Genomic DNA, 16,157 nt, shown 5'->3' with positions numbered 1-16,157 from the left:
CATACCTTTAAATACGCATTCATCCTTAACCTCACCCTTAGCGTATGCGAGGCCATGCAGGGCCGCACAGGCGGCATCGGCAGGCCCGTTGTCATTAATCTGTCACAGCGGCTCTTTATAACAGGGGCATCTTTAAAATGGACGCTATGCTGATGAAAAATAAACCTCTTGCTCTCCTGCTTGCTTCACTTTTTTCGATAACCGCCAGGGCCGCCGAGCCGGACGTGCATCGTTACGTTGTCACTTTCCCACAGGGCGATCGCGTGGCTTACCAGGGCGACTACGCCAGCGCTTTCCCGGATGGGCTGCCTGTTGGCGTCGGCTCTGGCCTGCAGTTTCTGCGTAAAGAGGGCGACACGCTGGTTTTCGCGACCGTCACCGACCGCGGCCCGAACGCCGATTCGCCGAAAGCCGGTAAGCGTGAATCAAAAATTTTCGCAAGCCCCGGTTACGCGCCGCAGTTGATGACTCTGCGCGTGAGCGGCGATAAAGCAGAGGCGGTAGCGGCAAAACCGCTGCACGACGCGCAAGGGAATATCACGGGTCTGCCGCTGCCGGAAGGGCTGATTGGCGCCACTAACGAGCTTGCGCTTAACGACGCGCTGCAACCGCTGCCAGGCGACCGCCGGGGTCTTGATACCGAGGGCATTACCCCGGATGGCAAGGGCGGCTACTGGCTGTGCGACGAATATGGGCCGTTTATCATTCACGTCGACGCTAACGGCAAGATCCTTGAAAAGCATGGGCCGCAGGCGGAACAGGGTGAACAGGCCGTTGCGGGCGGCCTGCCGAACATCGTCAAATGGCGCCAGCCCAACCGCGGTTTCGAGGGGCTGACGCGTATGCCCGATGGCCGCATCATCGCGGCGGTGCAGAGCACGCTGGATATCGACGATAAAACCAAAAACAGCGCGCGTTTTACCCGGCTGGTGAGCTTCGACCCGGCGAGCGGTAAAACGGCGATGTACGGTTATCCGATTGATATCGACCGCTACAAAAAAGCGAAAGATGCCAAAATCGGCGATATCGTGGCGCTGGATAACCACCGTTTGCTGTTGATTGAGCAGGGCGGCGATAAAAACAACGCCATGCGCAATCTGGTTTACGTCGTGGATTTACGCGACGCGACTGACCTCAGCCGCTTCGATAAAGAACAGCCGCCGGAGTTTAACGACGCCAGCAGGCTCAACGCGCGCGGCATTACGCTTGCGAGTAAATCGCTGCTGGTGGATTTGCGCAAGCTCGGCTGGCAGCAGGAAAAGGCGGAAGGGTTGACGATTGTCGATAAGCACACCATCGCGGTGATTAATGACAACGACTTCGGCCTGCAGGCTACGCTTGAAAAACCGCAAGGCGAAAAGCAGGACGCCGATGATTACCAGGTTGACGGTAAAGGCCACCTGACGCTCGACGGCAAAAGCGTGGCCACCCGCATCGGCATCAAACCGCTGGAAAAACCGCAATCAGAAAACGATCTGTGGGTGATTAAGCTCGATAAGCCGTTGTGATCGTATTTTCTCAACCGGCTTAAGCCCGGCGCTAGAGGGCGGGTAGCGCAGCGCCACCCGCCAGTTCCAGCCGATGACAACGCAGGCTACAAGTTCTGGCGCAGCTGATACTGCTGGATATTTTGCTCGCGCCAGCCGTTGCGCTCAAACAGGCCGCTGAGCTCGTCCGGCACCGCGCAGGGGGCGATAATGCCGGGAAAAGCGGCGGCAAGCTGCGCCAGCAGGCGCGAAGCATAGCCCTGACCCCGCGCCTCAGGCGTAACATACAATGCCCGCAGCTGCGGCTCTTTGAAAAGCGTATTCACAATGGCGAACGCGTTATCCTCCAGCGCCACGCCTACGCCGGGTAGCGCCAGCGCGGTCAGCGGATGAATAAGCCAGGGCAGGGCGTGCGGCTCCCCCATTATCATTCCGGCGACCCTTTCCGGGTCGAACGGCTGTAGCGTAAGGCTTGCCGTTTGTTCAGCCGCGCCAACGCTTGTGAAAGACCGCAGACGATATTCCCTGATAAAGCCCACGCTTTCATAAAGCCGCTGCGCCGGGTCGTTGCCCTTGATAACCTCGACAATCATCTCGCTATCGCCGCGCACGCGCGCCTCAGCAAGCAGGCTCTGCATCATCGCCTTGCCGTAGCCGTTGCCGCGCCATTGCGGACGAATAGCGAACACTGCCAGGCGGGAGCGCCAGCCGCGACGCGTAATCAGCGCCAGCGCAATGGGCGTTTCGCCCTCAAACCAGATGCGGCTATCGGCAAGCGAAAGCGATTCAGCGGCGAAGCGCGAGGCGAACATCTCGCCCTCCAGCGTAAACGGGACAAGATAGCCTTCAAAGCAGCGGTTGAGGATCGTCGCAAGCTCATGGCTGTTGAAATGGGTGGCGTCAGAAACGCGCAATTTCTGAAGGGTCATGGTGGCTCCTTTCGCGGCGGGAAAGGGCATCATAGCATGGCAACAACGTGAGGAAAGGCGAGGTAAGCCCCTGAAATCAGGTGGGGAGGTGCGGACAGGCCAAGCCTGTCCGCCTGGGTTGTTAAAGCTTAAACACCGCGACCGACGTGTTCAGCAGTTGCGACTGCTCCTTAAGGGAATGCGCGGCGGCGGAAGCTTCTTCCACCAGCGCGGCGTTTTGCTGCGTGACCGAATCCATCTGCGCTACCGCCAGGTTAATCTGCTCAATACCGCGGCTCTGCTCGCTGGTAGAAAGGGCAATTTCCGACATCAGCTCTGAAACATGCTTAATGGAATTAATGATGCCTTTCATGCTCTCGCCAGCGCGGCTTACCAGCGTGCTGCCCTGGTTTACCTGTTCGCCCGACAGCTCGATAAGCTCTTTAATCTCCTTCGCCGCGACCGACGAGCGCTGGGCAAGGTTGCGCACTTCGCTTGCCACAACGGCGAAACCGCGACCCTGCTCGCCCGCGCGCGCCGCTTCCACCGCGGCGTTAAGCGCCAGAATGTTGGTCTGGAAGGCGATGTCTTCGATAATGCCGATGATGTTTTCAATCTTACCGGCGCTGGATTCGATTTTGCCCATTGAGGAGATAACCTCTTCGACAATGGCGTTACCTTCCTGCGCTGCGTTGCGCATGGTGCCGGCGAGGCTGTTCGCTTCGTGGGCGTTGCTTGAGGTCTGCTTCACGGTTGCGGTTAACTGCTCCATGCTGGCCGCCGTTTCGCCAAGGGAAGCGGCCTGCTCCTCGGTGCGTGCGGAAAGATCGGTGTTGCCCGCCGCAATCTCTTCGGAGGCGAACGCCACGGTCTGGCTCGATTCGCGCACCTGGCCGATTATCTGCGTCAGCGACAGGCGCATGTTTTCCAGTGCGCGCAGCATTTCGCCGATTTCATCTTTGGTCTTCGAGAGCACCGGGGTATGCAGATCGCCTGCCGCCATTTCGAGGCAGTGGGCGCGGGCGGCATCCAGCGGCTTCAGCACGCGGCGCTTCAGCAAGGCAAAAATCACGGCGATCAGCCCGAGGAACAACAGCGAGAAGAAGCCTATCAGCATCAGGCCGGTAACGAAGCTCGCCTGCACGTCTTCATTCTGCTTATGGGCATAATCTTCACGGAACGCCAGAAGCTGGTCGAGGGAAACCTCAAACTGGCGGTCCAGCTGCGGCAACGTGTTGGTCACCAGCTGAACGTAGCTCGTGTTGTCGTTGCGCGCCACCGCGTCCAGCAGCGGACGCAGCCCCTGATCGCGGTAAGTCTGCCAGTTGCGGCGATAACTCTCTACGAGCGTCGCTTCGCCAGCTTGCTTAGGCGCAGAGAGATATTTGTTAAAAGCGCCGTCGGCTTTACCCAAAACCTCCCGTGCACTTTCTAAAGATTGCCGGGCCTGTTGCGACTCGCCCACCGCCTGGCTACGCATTGCTTCCATAGCGCGCACGCGCAGCGTGCGGCTGTGGTTGATTGGGTCGATGACGGAAAGCACTACCCGAATCTCTTTGTTCACGCTGTCGAGCGACTGGTTGCTGCGAATAAGTGAATGAAGGTTGGATAGGGTACTGGCAAGAAAAATAATGATTAACGCGCTAAACACAATAAACGAAAAACGTCTGACTGACATGTAAGGTCCTTACCGGGGAGAGTACACGGAAACGCCGCCAGCGCCGTGCTGGCGTTAAGAGCGTTATCGGCATAAACGGCAATGAATTTAATTTAAAACAACAAATACGTTGTAAAATGCCACAGCGTCAGCAAAACAACAGGTTAACGAAATTTATAGGTTGCCCTTCAGCCTGCCGCGTGACGCCAGGCTATTCTTAAGCCTCACGCATAGCGCAACAGGAGGCAGGAAGATGAAAACGCTGCAGGGACCCTCAATTTTTCTCTCCCAGTTCATTAGCGAACGGCCGCCCTTTAACGCGCTGGAGAGCATGGCCGCCTGGGCGGCGGGGTTGGGCTATAAAGCGGTGCAGTTGCCCACCCATCTGCCGCATATCTTCGATTTGAACAAGGCGGCGGAAAGCGTGGACTATTGCGCGCAGGTTCGCGAAACGTTACGCAATCTGGGCGTGCAGATAAGCGAGCTTTCCACGCATTTGCAGGGACAACTGGTGGCGGTCCACCCGGCCTATGAGCGCGCGTTTACCGGCTTTGCCCCTTCTTCGCTGCGGCTGGACAGCCATGCGCGCCAGCAATGGGCGGTCAGCGTGCTGAAGAAAGCGGCCAAAGCCTCGCAAAACCTTGGGTTAAAAGCGCACGCTACCTTTTCCGGATCGCTCGCCTGGCCCTTCTTTTATCCCTGGCCGCCGCACAATGAAGTAATGTTTGAAGAGGCGTTCGCCGAGCTGGCGGCGCGCTGGCGGCCCATCCTTGATAGCTTTGACGAGGCGGGCGTCGATCTCTGCTTTGAACTGCATCCGGGTGAAGACCTGCACGATGGGGTGACCTTTGGCCGCTTTCTTGAGCTGGTGAACCATCACCCACGCTGCAACATTCTTTACGACCCAAGCCACATGCTGTTGCAGCATATGGATTACCTTGGCTTTATCGATAGCTGGCACTCGCGTATTCGCGCTTTTCACGTTAAAGATGCGGAGTTTAATCCCTCTGCCCAGAGCGGCGTCTATGGCGGTTACCAGAACTGGCCGCAACGGCCGGGACGTTTTCGCTCATTGGGGGATGGACACGTCAATTTCAAAGGGATCTTCAGCAAGCTTGCGCAGTACGACTACCCGGGTTGGGCGACGCTTGAGTGGGAATGCTGCCTGAAAGAGGGCGAAACGGGCGCCCGCGAAGGCGCGAAATTTATCAGCGAACATATTATTCGCGTTTCAAAGCACAATTTTGACGACTTTGCCGTGCAGAAGCATGAGCGCGAAGCGGCGCGGGCATTACTGGGGCTGGACAATAAAAGTGACAAATAAAAAGGGCGGGCGCGGCAGGCGCTTCCCGCCCGGTCCATAAGCAAGAAATTAATCGAATACGCCGTTAATAATGGCCGTCACCACGGCGGTGCTGAGCGCAATCAGCACCAGGTCGTCGCCCACCATTCGCCACTCGTAACCCGGGTAATAAGGCAGATCGCGCAGCATGTCGGCTGGCACCGCTTTTTTCGCAATGCCTGGCGGTAACGGCTTGCCGCGCGCCAGGTTTTTAGCGATGCCCGGCGGTAATGACTCATAGCCCGTCAGCCCATAATTCACCGCCAGCTGGCGCGCGCGGGAAGGGCTGATATCTGCGTCAACGTGATCCGGCTTGCCATAGTTTTTGCCATGGGAAGCGGCTTCTTTTCCGCTTTTGCCGTTGTCGTTGTCGTTGTCATTACCGTGGTTACCGCTATTGCCGTGGTTTCCGCTGTTACCGTGGTTTCCGCTGTTGCCATGGTTGCCGCTGTTGCCGTGCCCACCGCCGTTGCCATTTCCATTACCCGGGTTTGCCAGCGCCGGAGCGGAAGCCATCGCCATGCAGCCTGCCAGCAGTGCTGCTACTGAAACCAGTTTTCTTGCTTTCATAAGGTGATCCTTACTTTTCTGGGGTATTCGAGCCTATTTCAGCACAACGGCAGCATGATGCCATTTCCTTTAATCTGGATTTCTTTACGCCGCTGCGTTTTCTGGAGATACCGCGCAAAAACAAGGCCCGCGCTGGCCTTATGCCAGTAAAAGCTGTATATATAATCAGTATTTAGAGCGAGGAGCGCACAGATGAAAACCTTTTATTCACGTCATGCTGGCTGTTTTGTTCGTTATCACGATTTCCCGGGCGACGGCGAGCCGTTGCTGATGGTGCACGGCCTGGGCTGCGCTTCATCTTATGACTATCCGCGCGTGGTCATTGACCCGGCTTTCGGCGGACGGCGCGCTGTGCTGATTGATTTGCCTGGCAGCGGCTACAGCGAAAAGCCGCGCCATTACGCGTACGGCACCAGCGACCAGGCACAGGTGGTGATGGAGCTGGCGCAGACGCTGAACCTGAGCGCCTTCTGGCTGTATGGTCACAGCATGGGCGGCAGCATCGCCATTGAGGCTGCGCAACAGGCGGGAGAGCGCCTGCTGGGGCTGGCGGTTTCCGAGCCGAATTTCCACACGGGCGGCGGGCAGTTCAGCCGCATTATCGCGGCTTACAGTGAAGAGCAGTTCATGCATGAAGAATACCCGCGCATGATTGAGCAATATCCGCGTCTGCCCGAAGAGGAAGAGGCCGCCTGGGCCGGAAGCCTGCTCAGCAACGCGCCGTGGGCGATGTGGCGAGGCGCAACCGCGTTAGTGAAGGGCAGCAGCGTTGACTGGTATCAGGCCTTTCTGTCGCTCAATAAGCCGAAACAGCTCATCTTTGGCGAACGGTCGCTGCCTGATGATGATTTTTCCTCGCTTGCCGCCGCGGGCGTGTCGACTGCGGTCATTCCAGCAGCCGGGCACTCGATGTCATGGGAAAACCCGTCGGCGCTGGCAAAAGCGCTACAGGGGTTTTGTCAGCCGTAGCGCAGGACGACTATCGCTTGCGAGCGGCACACTATGCGGGCAAGCGAAGTTATCAACTACATTATTAAAATGCCGCTCCCGCAGAGAAAGAGAGCATAACAGGAACGTTGTTTATGGCAGATTCAGGCTAAGCGAGACCTGACAGTAAACCTTTTTGACAGGGTCCCGGTAATGCGCCGACGCTGTTTTTCAGGCAACCGTAATCAGGTTGATAAATCGGCCCAGGAAACGTTAAAGAGCAGCCACTTATCCCGAGGTGATGCACATGAAAAAGCCGCAACTCATTCTGACCTTATTATTACTGGCCATGCCAGCCGCCGTAATGGCTCAGCATCCGAACTCACCCATGACGCATGACATGAATATGTCAGCTGCCGCAAAAGAAAATATGGCGGCAATGCAAAAGATGCATAGCGACATGATGAACGCGATGAAGGAATCCGATGCGGATAAAATGTTTGCCAGGTCGATGTTAGAGCACCATAAAGGCGCGATAGCCATGGCCGAGACGGAACTCAAATACGGTAAAGACCCGGAAATGAAAAAAATGGCGCAGGATATTATCAAAGCGCAGAAAGCGGAGATAGAACATCTCGAAACCTGGCTGACAAAATAACAGTCCCGGCTTTTTTACTTACAGACGGCTACCTGTGCTGGCGCGGCTTTTGTGAACCGCTTCGCTTCCCGGTGGCCGCCGCGCGTCCTTTCAGGAGACGTGTGGCGGCGCACCGGGAACGTGATGAGGTGGGATATAACCGCCAGCTTCGGGAATGCGTCAGAAGGGCAAAGGGCACGGCGCGGTTTGCATCGTTATCCAGCGCAATTCGGTGAACTCACGCACCCCCGCGAGGCCGCCAAAATGTCCATAGCCGGAATCTTTTACGCCGCCAAAAGGCATCTGCGCTTCGTCATGCACCGTTGGCCCGTTAATATGACAAATGCCGCTTTGCAGTCGCTGCGCCACCCGCCAGGCGCGCGCGGTATCCTGGCTAAAGACGGCGCTGGAAAGGCCAAACTCGCTGTCGTTAGCCACGCCTATCGCTTCTTCTTCATCGCGAACGCGAACGATGGCTTTTACCGGTCCGAACGACTCTTCATGGTAAATGCGCATAGCCGACGTGACGTTATCCAGCACCGTCGCGGGCATCAGCGTCGTTTCCGCTTTGCCGCCAGCCAGCAGCACCGCGCCTTTCGCCAGCGCATCGTCTATCAGCGCGTTGCAGCGCGATACCGTCTGCCTGTCCACCACTGAGCCAAGGACGGCTGGCCCGTTGCGCGGGTCGCCGCAGGGCAGTGAGGCCGCTTTTGCCGCAAACTGTGCTGCAAACGCGTCGGCTATGCGGGCATCCACCACAATACGCTCGGTGGACATGCAGATCTGCCCGGAGTTCGCGAACGCGCCAAAAGCGGCGCAGTTAACAGCGAGCGTGATATCGGCGTCGTCCAGCACCAACAACGGCGCTTTGCCGCCGAGTTCCAGCACCACCGGCTTGAGGTGGCGGGCGCAGGTTTCAGCGATGATCCGGCCGACCCGCGTCGAGCCGGTGAAGTTGACGCGCCGCACGGCCGGGTGAGCGATAACGGCCTCCGTTACCGCCGCCGCCTCTTCCGGCGCGCTGGTAATGAAATTGACCACGCCGGGCGGAAAGCCCGCTTCATGCAGCGCCTCGATAATGAGTCCGTGCGTCGCCGGGGAGAGTTCGCTGCCTTTAAGGATAACGGTGTTGCCACAGGCGAGCGGCGTGGCGATGGCGCGCACGCCGAGAATAATCGGCGCGTTCCAGGGCGCCATGCCAAAAACCACGCCCGCCGGCTGGCGCACCGCCATGGCGAGGCTGCCCGGCACGTCGGAAGGGATCACTTCGCCTGTAATTTGCGTAGTGAGCGCCGCCGCTTCGCGCAGCAGGCCTGCGGCAAGATGTACGTTGAACCCCGCCCACTGCGCCGACGCCCCGGTTTCCGCCGCCATAGCGGCGACGAACTGCGACTCCTGCGCTTCAAGCCGCTCAGCCGCCTTCAGCAGCAGCGCCCGGCGAACGCCCGGACCGGTGTCACGCCAGCGCACAAACGCCTGCGCGGCCGCGTCCGCTGCCGCCAGCGCATCCTCCGGCGCGGCGGCTGGCGCCAGGGTCGCCGTTTGTTCATCCAACGGATTCAACCGGGTAAACGTGCGTCCGTCCGCGGCGGCGCGGCGTTCGCCGTTAATAAGCAGGGCGGGAGTTAAAGGAGCAGCAGCCATCAGACACCTCAGTTGTTATGGAAATGTAAAGCAGTGCTGAGAGTGTAAAGGTAGGAAGCGGAAAAACCAGCGGCGGGGCGGATATCGCACGCTATTTTAACGAGGTTGCGGCCGGCTCACGTTTCGCGAACCGGCCCGCGGTTTTTACTTCGCGAAGAGGTCCGCGAGCGCCTGACGATCGCGGTCGTTGACGTCCAGCGGATGGCGATAGCCGACGTTGTCGCAGGCAAGCGTATAGAGCGCCACCAGCCAGTCGTAAACGTAGCGCGTGGCGGCGTGCACCGGCTGGTCCGCGAGGCGTGTCAGGCGCTGTCGGCTGCTGGCGACCGGGGCGAAAATCGGCGCGCCTTTATTGATGCGGCTTGCGGGGCGCTGCGCCAGCGGCGTTTCAGCGTAGCCAAGCCAGCTTATGAAATTCGCCAGCGCGGCGTGGCGCTGCGCTTCATCATTTGCCAGCGCATCGAGCTGCTCGTCAAGCTTCAGCCGGTAGCTGGCAACAGCCAGCGTTTCGCCAAGCCAGCGCAAGGTTGTCGGCTCCAGACCCAGCGCCGCCGCGTTATCCGGCTGCTGCGCCCAGTGGCGCACATGATTAACCCAGCGGCGGTGCGGGTTTTGCTCGCTTTTACTCATCTGGCGCTCAGGCGCCGGGGCGCTCGCGGTTTCATCACCAAAAAGATCGATGCTCTCGCTAAAAATCGCCTGCGTGGTTTCGATAATACCGGGCGGCGTATCGTCATCAGCGCTTTGCACACGCCCGGCAGGCAGCAGCGCTTCCAGCACATCGCCGTGGCGCGAAGCCTGGCGCTGCAGCGCGCGCACTTCCTGCTCCGCGCGGCTGCGGGCTTCCTCGCCGCTTTCTGTCCCGAGATAACGCTGAAACAGCGCCTGCGCAGAGGCCGTTAGCGCCGTTTCCAGCGCCGCATGGCGTGCCTGGCGGTTCTCATCGTCAAGCGCTGCGCCAAGCCACTCGACGAGGCGCTGCACGTTGCGGGCATCCAGCGCCTGTAACGCGCCCCAGCGAGCACCGGGTTTGCCGAGCAGCCGCTGCACGCCTTCATCCAGATGCTGACCGCCCTGGAAACGGGCGTCGAAAGGCGTTATCGCCCAGACCAGATTCGGCTGCGTCTGCGTTTGCGGCTGCGTGTCGTCCACCCAGCGACGAAGCGCGCGGGCGGCGGGAATAATCGCGGCGCGCTCAGGGGCGGCGTTGCACACCAGCAGCACGTCCGGCTGCTGGCGCTGACGGTAGCAGGTAAGCAGCCACCGCGTTTTGCAGGACGCAAGGCTGTGGTCAGGCTGGGCGCCAGGAATATCAAGCAGGTCGGTATCGTGCGGCTGCGTGGCGTCCACCAGCGGCAAGACCAGTTCGCGGGTCAGCAGGGCGAGCGTGGCGACCGGTACGCTTAGCGCAGGCTGTTGGCCGTTTGTCTCAAGCGGGCAGACCTGTACGCGCTCATCTGCGGCGCCGCCAGGCAGTAAAAATCCTTCCGCAGGCAGGGAGAACGCATCCACCAGCAGACTCAGCGGCGCGGCGACCTCTGGCGCGTTGCCAAGCAGCTCCAGCGCTTGCGCCAGGGCCAGCCACTGCTGGGTCAGCTCCTGATTTTCCCCCCACAGCAGGGCGTAAACGCGCACGCGTTCGTTAAGCGTGAGCGCCGGGAGCAGCGTCGCCAGCTGATGCCAGCTCGCTTCTGTCAGGCTCTGCTGGCGCTTCGGCGTTGTCTCGCGCCAGAAGTCAGCCAGGGCGGCGACATCATCAGCGTGCACGACCGGGTGCGCCTGCGGCTGGCAAAGCGCCCGCAGCGGGGCCAGACGCTGTTGAATCTGGGCGTCCGTCAGCGTGCGCACCGCGCCGTTGGCGTAGTAGTGAGCAATAAAAATCTGCACCAGTTCGCTTTCGCTTAACAGGCGCAACCGCAGCGCAAAACGATCCGGCAAGTCGCCCTCATCGCGGGTAAAGCGGACCGCCATCGCCGTGGCGCTGTTGCCCGGGTTGATATGCGTAAGGTAATCAAGATGTTTGCCGCCGGGCGCGACGTTCAGCCGCTCCGGCTGGCTGCTGGCAAGCGTTGAGAGTAAAAACGCTTTGCCCGCGCCGCAATAGCCGTAAAGCCCCAGCGTGCGCGGCGCATCGCTGAGGTTCGAAATGGCGCTGGCCTTGCTCTCAAGCTGCTGCAGCCGTGCCAGCAGAGCATCGGCTTCGTCATCCAGCAGCGGCGCGTGCTCGCGGGTGCGCTCAACCCAGTCGGTCAGGGCGCTCAGGGTGCGTGAAGTGAGGTTCTGGCGACTCATTTTAAATAAACGCTCCCGCTGTCTATCCAGTAGTGGCTGCCGCTGCTGCGGCGGTCAGCCAGCGTATTGAGTTTGAAAGTAAGCTGTTCGGTAGGTACCCGCGTGCCGTCGGAAAGCCAGGCTTCCGCCAGGCTGAAGGCTTCCGGCGCGCGGTTTTTACCGCCGCCCGCAAGCTGCAGGCGAACGTTAAGCACGCCGTCGCCAGCTATCGCTTTCGCCAGCTCCGGCGCGTTCACCGACAGGGTATAGAGAGGCGTAGCGGGCCAGCGCACATTGTCGAGCTGGCGGAAGCCGAGCGTGACGTTGCCGCGCAGCGGGAAGTGCAGGCGGGCGTCGAGCTTCTCGCCGGGGTTATCCAGGTCTATCTCGCGGTACCAGACATTTTCGTCGCTAAGCAGGTTCGCCACGCTGTCGAGCACGCCCAGGTAGCGCACGGTGGAATAGGCGCCGATATCCGCCGCCTTGAAGTTAAAGCGCGGCAGGCGTAAATCGAGCGCCAGCGCACAGAGCATCGCGCCGACGGCGGCGGTGGCTTTCGGGTTGCCCACGCGGCCATGCTGGCTGAACGGATACCATTCGTGCACTTCGTAATTATCCAGCCAGACAATACGGTTGACCGGCACCGGCTGAAGGTGGCGGACAAGCGCCTGCACGCCCGGCAGGCAGCCCGGGCGGCCAGTGACCAGTAAGACGTCGCAGGCATAGTGGGTGATAGCTTCGCAAAGCGCATGCAGCGGCGCGCAGAGGCTGAATTTGCCGCCCAGCATCGCCTCCTGCAGCTCGCTGAAGCGGATCTGCAGGGGCACGTCCAGCACCGTGAACGCCGCGGCGTCGCTAGGCAACGCGTGGCCGATGGCCTGGTGCAGATAGTTCAGCACGTTGGTGGTCGGCTTGCGGGTCAGCAACTCGCCGAGCGTGGCGTGTAGCCCCGCGAGCGGATCGTTAACATCGCTCTCCTGCCAGGCCTGCAAAATGGCGTGGCCCACCGGCATCAGTAGTTGCAACGCGGTTTGCTGGCGCAGAATCGCCTGCGTATCCATACGGCCGGAATCGCCGAACAGGGTGGACATCAGCGTCACCGCATCCGGCGCACCCGCCTTTTGCAGGCTCTCCTGCAGGGCGGGCAGCACGCAGCGCTGAATGATGTCCAGCAGCAGGTCGTCGCCCGCCACTTTAAACCCTTCACGAAACAGCAGCTCGGGCGCGATTTTGACGTTGCTGCCTACGCCGTCGTCAAGCCGGTAGTCGGTAATCGCCATGTCGGTAGTGCCGCCGCCGATGTCTATCGAGGCGACGCGAAGCTGGCGGCCCGGCTGTTCGCCGGGCGGGGTTTCGCGGTCCGGGCGGGCGAAGCTTGCGAAAAAGCGCTCGGTCTGGCCGTTGAAGCGCACCATCGCCTCGTTGTAGAGCCAGACCAGCTGGCCGCAGCTCGCCTCGTCCCAGTCCATCTGCACCAGCGGCGCGGGCACAAGGCTCTTCTGCTGGCCTTTCGGGGAGGTGAAATCGTCATCCTGCGGATGCCAGCCGAGCGCTTTCCAGACCAGCGCAATCGCCTCCTGCATGCGGCGGCGGAATATCTCGCGCTCCTGTTTCGGCATCGCCGAGGGGAGGGTGAGGATAAGCGTGCGCAGCTGGCGCGGCGAATGGGCGTTACCCATGCGCAGGCGGCTCGCCACGCTGTTAATCTGGCACAACGCCTGAGAGAGCAGCTCGCAGAGCATATGGGTCATCAGCGAACTGCGGCTGTACTGCGGCGAGAAGACCGGCAAGCGCTCGTCCGCCGGCAGCTCCCACAGCGGCTGGCCTTCGTCGTTCATCAGGTTCATCAGCGGAAACGCCGTGGCGAGGGGCTCGCGCTGGGTTTTTGGCGTCAGCAGGTTAAAGCGCCAGGCCTGCGAGGCGGGGGTTTCATCCCACAGATAGCGGCGCGGGCTGGAGATGCCGCTGCTGCCGTCGGTGCCGAGGCGCTGCATCGCCAGTTTTCGCGCTTCGTCGCCCACGCGCACGATAGAGGGCCAGGTAAAGGCGTCGTCGCGGCCGCTTTCCACGGAGAAGTGCTGTTTGCCAAAACGCGCTTCGGCAAACGACAGGCGGCTGGTGAACATCGGCTCGTTAAGGAATTGCGGTTCGCTGAGCGAGCGTACCTGCAACTCCATCGTCTGGCGCAGGCCGTCGTTCGCTTCGCCATGATCTTCGATAATGACGCCGCAGGTGTGCGTGTTGCCAACGTCCAGAATTAAATCCACCGGCACGGCGGGGGCATTCAGGGTGGCGGTAACGATTTTCAGCTCCGGCACGCTTATCTGCTCGCCGAGCATGGTCAGCAGGTTCAGCCAGTGGCCCTGATACTCAAAGCCTTTCATGGCGCGGGTCAGCGCCTCTTCGCTGCGCGCTTCGTGCAAGGTGGCGTACTGGGTAAAGGTTTCGCGCAGCCAGCCGTCAACCCACGTCTGGTCAAGAAAGTCGGCCACTTCGTCATCGCGCCAGGCGAGGGCGAAGCGGGTGCCGTTGCGCACGTCGTTTGCCACCGGCGCAAGCTGTCCCTGTTGGCTTTCGTCACTCTGGATTTGCGTATCGAATGCCAGCGTCACGCGGTGCGTATGGCCTGCGCTGTCGGGCGTTTCGAGGCGACGGACCTGCATTCGCGCCCAGTTATCCGGCCCCTGCACGAAGGTGCGCGGCGGGTTGAAGCGCAGCACCGGCAGCGGCAGCCAGACGCCGTCCAGCGCCGCCAGCGACTGGCTAAGCGCCAGGGTGCTTTCCGGGCGCACCACTTCAGGCTGACCGCCGTTTGGCGAGGGCAGCGTAAATTTGCCGCCCGCGCTGTCGTAATCCAGGCGCAGCAGTGGGCCGTTGGCGGTTTTACGTACGAAGCGTCCGCCGTGCGGCGCATCCACAGGCGTTACGCCAAAATCTAAAAACTGCACACCGCTGTTTTCAATCAGGGTGACGCTCTGTTTGTAATCACACAGGTTTGCCAGCATAGGATCAGGCGCTCACTTTCTTAAACGTCAGGGGCAGCACGGTCTTCTCATCGTAACGGCCCGTGCACTGGGCTACATCCCGCTCGCCTGCTTTACAGGCCACTTCCGGCACCGGATAGCGGGTGCCGTCGCTGCAGCGGGCGTTGCCCCGGCTTTTGATCATCAGCGTGCCGGACTGGTGCAGCCCGGCGTAAAGCTCGGCGCGACAGCTTACGCCGCCGCGGGTAATGCGCACCGTGCCTTTATTATCGTTAAGTTCATAGCGCAGGGCGGGCGGTTTGCCAGTCACCGGATCGTTCACGTCGACGGTAACGCGCCATACGCCATTCAGAAAACGGGTTGAACCGGCTTTCACCTGGCCTGGGTCCATTACCATCAGCGCTTTCTGCGGTTCGGCGGGCGCGGCCTCAGGCTTTGCCGCTTCCTCAGGGGGCGTGATTTGCGCTTGCGCAAGCGGCAGCGCCGCGGTGGGCTGCGGCTGAACCGGCGCCGGCGTTTGCGCCGCTTTTACGGGCGCTGGCGCATCTGCGGTTTGCACCGGCGCAGGCGCGATCTCCACGGCTTTGATATCGGCGACGGACACCGCAGGTTTCACGGCGCTATCGGTATGCAGCAGTTTCCAGCCAGCAGGCGCGCCGATGGCCAGCGCCACGGCGGCGGCAAGCGGCAGCAGCCACAACGTGCGGCGTTGACGGGCAGGCGCAGGCGCAGGGGCGGCAGCGGCCACTGGCGCGGGCTCAACGGCGACAGGTTCCGCGATAAAGGGCGCAGCGGGAGCGGGTTGCGGCGCTACGGGCGCAGGGGCGACAGCCAGCAGCGGCGCGTCCGGCTCGCTTAATACAATGCGGGCCGGTTCCGGCTCCTCTTCCGGTTCCTCTGGCAGCATCACGATTTCCGGCTCGCGTTCTTCTTCCGCCAGGCAGTCGAGCACATCGTCGCGCACGCTCTGGTTAAGGTTCACAAAGCCCCAGAAGGTAATGACCGGCTTGCCGTCGACCAGGTAAATGTGGTTCGCGGCTGGAAACTGCAAGGCTTTGGCGAGCAGCGCGCCGAATAACTGCTGCGCGGTCTTTTCCGATTGCAGGCAGCGTTGGCTCAGCGCGCGGGCGCTGGCGACAGCGCTCTCCAGCAAGCGCCGGGCGCGACGGCGCTCCTCTTCGTTTGCCGCCGCCCAGCTCATCACCTCGCCTGTCACCGGCGCATACCAGTCTACCCGGTCGCCGTCATCGTTAAGCTGCGGGATGGCGAGACACGCCTCCAGCGGCTGTTTGCGAAGGCGCAGGGTTTCACGGATTTGCAGCGCGGAGTCAAACACCGCCTGGCCGTTTTCGCCAACGCCCTGGAAGTCATCCAGAAAACCGCTGCGCAATAGAATTTTTGCCACGTCACACTCTCTGCAGAAAAACTTTTTTCACCGCTCCACTTTACCAGGGACAAGCGCAAGCAAACGGAAAAAGAAAAGCGAAAAGGGGCGAATTCTCGGGCTATTGAACCTTAGGAATTTTCTTGACTTGTGGCGCAACCGCCTGGCGGCAAAGAGGATAATGGCGAGTTGCGAAGTTTCAGGCTGGATCTGGCGGCGTATTGAGCGAAAACGGCTAAAAATGCATAACCAGCCAGTTTTTTGTTATTTGCCAGTGGCATAAGCGTGTGTTGTGATTACCATTCATAATATTTACCTTAATAATAATTGGTGTTTTTATGGCAAA

At 60.6% G+C, this 16,157-nt stretch carries 11 protein-coding genes; 4 read left to right on the top strand and 7 right to left on the bottom strand.

Features of this window, described 5'->3' with window-relative positions; genetic code table 11:
* Positions 1-152 precede the first annotated feature (152 nt).
* On the top strand, positions 153-1,508 hold the full coding sequence (locus tag MT962_RS07455; protein ID WP_024557549.1) for an esterase-like activity of phytase family protein: 1,356 nt from the start codon (positions 153-155) through the stop codon (positions 1,506-1,508).
* 86 nt (positions 1,509-1,594) lie between these two features.
* Here the strand turns inward: MT962_RS07455 and MT962_RS07450 are convergent, their stop codons facing one another.
* Positions 1,595-2,416 carry a GNAT family N-acetyltransferase gene (locus MT962_RS07450; RefSeq protein WP_029697717.1) on the bottom strand — a complete coding sequence of 274 codons (822 nt, stop codon included), beginning with the start codon at positions 2,414-2,416 and terminating at the stop codon, positions 1,595-1,597.
* Between the two features lie 121 nt (positions 2,417-2,537).
* Positions 2,538-4,073 (bottom strand): methyl-accepting chemotaxis protein, encoded by a 1,536-nt coding sequence (locus tag MT962_RS07445; protein WP_024557551.1) that lies wholly within the window; start codon positions 4,071-4,073, stop codon positions 2,538-2,540.
* A gap of 232 nt (positions 4,074-4,305) precedes the next feature.
* Between MT962_RS07445 and MT962_RS07440 the strand changes: the two genes are divergently transcribed.
* Entirely contained in the window at positions 4,306-5,376 is a 1,071-nt protein-coding gene (locus tag MT962_RS07440) for a sugar phosphate isomerase/epimerase (protein ID WP_024560032.1), read from the top strand.
* Positions 5,377-5,424: 48 nt separating this feature from the next.
* On the opposite strand, the gene MT962_RS07435 is transcribed toward MT962_RS07440, so the two are convergent.
* Positions 5,425-5,964 carry an anti-virulence regulator CigR family protein gene (locus MT962_RS07435; protein WP_247365302.1) on the bottom strand — a complete coding sequence of 180 codons (540 nt, stop codon included), beginning with the start codon at positions 5,962-5,964 and terminating at the stop codon, positions 5,425-5,427.
* 192 nt (positions 5,965-6,156) lie between these two features.
* On the opposite strand from MT962_RS07435, the gene MT962_RS07430 reads away from it, so the two are divergent.
* A complete protein-coding gene (locus MT962_RS07430; protein ID WP_024560030.1) occupies positions 6,157-6,933 on the top strand; it encodes an alpha/beta hydrolase in 777 nt (258 codons plus the stop codon).
* A 265-nt stretch (positions 6,934-7,198) separates the two neighbouring features.
* A complete protein-coding gene (locus tag MT962_RS07425; RefSeq protein ID WP_048887572.1) occupies positions 7,199-7,549 on the top strand; it encodes a DUF305 domain-containing protein in 351 nt (116 codons plus the stop codon).
* 159 nt (positions 7,550-7,708) lie between these two features.
* Here the strand turns inward: MT962_RS07425 and MT962_RS07420 are convergent, their stop codons facing one another.
* From MT962_RS07420 to MT962_RS07405, 4 genes are all read right to left on the bottom strand, one after another.
* Complete coding sequence (locus MT962_RS07420; RefSeq protein WP_247365300.1) at positions 7,709-9,172, bottom strand: aldehyde dehydrogenase; 1,464 nt, start codon at positions 9,170-9,172, stop codon at positions 7,709-7,711.
* Positions 9,173-9,316: 144 nt separating this feature from the next.
* Positions 9,317-11,464, bottom strand: coding sequence for a virulence factor SrfC family protein (locus MT962_RS07415; RefSeq protein WP_247365298.1), 2,148 nt, complete (start codon positions 11,462-11,464; stop codon positions 9,317-9,319).
* Positions 11,461-14,448 carry a virulence factor SrfB gene (locus MT962_RS07410; RefSeq protein WP_247365296.1) on the bottom strand — a complete coding sequence of 996 codons (2,988 nt, stop codon included), beginning with the start codon at positions 14,446-14,448 and terminating at the stop codon, positions 11,461-11,463. The genes MT962_RS07415 and MT962_RS07410 overlap by 4 nt, the downstream gene beginning before the upstream one ends.
* Positions 14,449-14,452: 4 nt before the next feature.
* On the bottom strand, positions 14,453-15,832 hold the full coding sequence (locus MT962_RS07405) for an SrfA family protein (protein ID WP_247365295.1): 1,380 nt from the start codon (positions 15,830-15,832) through the stop codon (positions 14,453-14,455).
* Positions 15,833-16,157 lie beyond the last annotated feature (325 nt).

The sequence above is a fragment of the Franconibacter sp. IITDAS19 genome, assembly GCF_023079515.1.
Lineage (GTDB): Bacteria > Pseudomonadota > Gammaproteobacteria > Enterobacterales > Enterobacteriaceae > Franconibacter > Franconibacter pulveris.
The sequence above is the reverse complement of the archived record's forward strand: the minus strand, read 5'-3'. Positions and strand labels throughout refer to the sequence as shown.

Excerpts from the sequence above, each read along its gene's own strand:
- MT962_RS07455 (WP_024557549.1), top strand. The coding sequence starts at position 153 with ATGAAAAATAAACCTCTTGCTCTCCTGCTTGCTTCACTTTTTTCGATA.
- MT962_RS07450 (WP_029697717.1), bottom strand. The coding sequence starts at position 2,416 with ATGACCCTTCAGAAATTGCGCGTTTCTGACGCCACCCATTTCAACAGC.
- MT962_RS07445 (WP_024557551.1), bottom strand. The coding sequence starts at position 4,073 with ATGTCAGTCAGACGTTTTTCGTTTATTGTGTTTAGCGCGTTAATCATT.
- MT962_RS07440 (WP_024560032.1), top strand. The coding sequence starts at position 4,306 with ATGAAAACGCTGCAGGGACCCTCAATTTTTCTCTCCCAGTTCATTAGC.
- MT962_RS07435 (WP_247365302.1), bottom strand. The coding sequence starts at position 5,964 with ATGAAAGCAAGAAAACTGGTTTCAGTAGCAGCACTGCTGGCAGGCTGC.
- MT962_RS07430 (WP_024560030.1), top strand. The coding sequence starts at position 6,157 with ATGAAAACCTTTTATTCACGTCATGCTGGCTGTTTTGTTCGTTATCAC.
- MT962_RS07425 (WP_048887572.1), top strand. The coding sequence starts at position 7,199 with ATGAAAAAGCCGCAACTCATTCTGACCTTATTATTACTGGCCATGCCA.
- MT962_RS07420 (WP_247365300.1), bottom strand. The coding sequence starts at position 9,172 with ATGGCTGCTGCTCCTTTAACTCCCGCCCTGCTTATTAACGGCGAACGC.
- MT962_RS07415 (WP_247365298.1), bottom strand. The coding sequence starts at position 11,464 with ATGAGTCGCCAGAACCTCACTTCACGCACCCTGAGCGCCCTGACCGAC.
- MT962_RS07410 (WP_247365296.1), bottom strand. The coding sequence starts at position 14,448 with ATGCTGGCAAACCTGTGTGATTACAAACAGAGCGTCACCCTGATTGAA.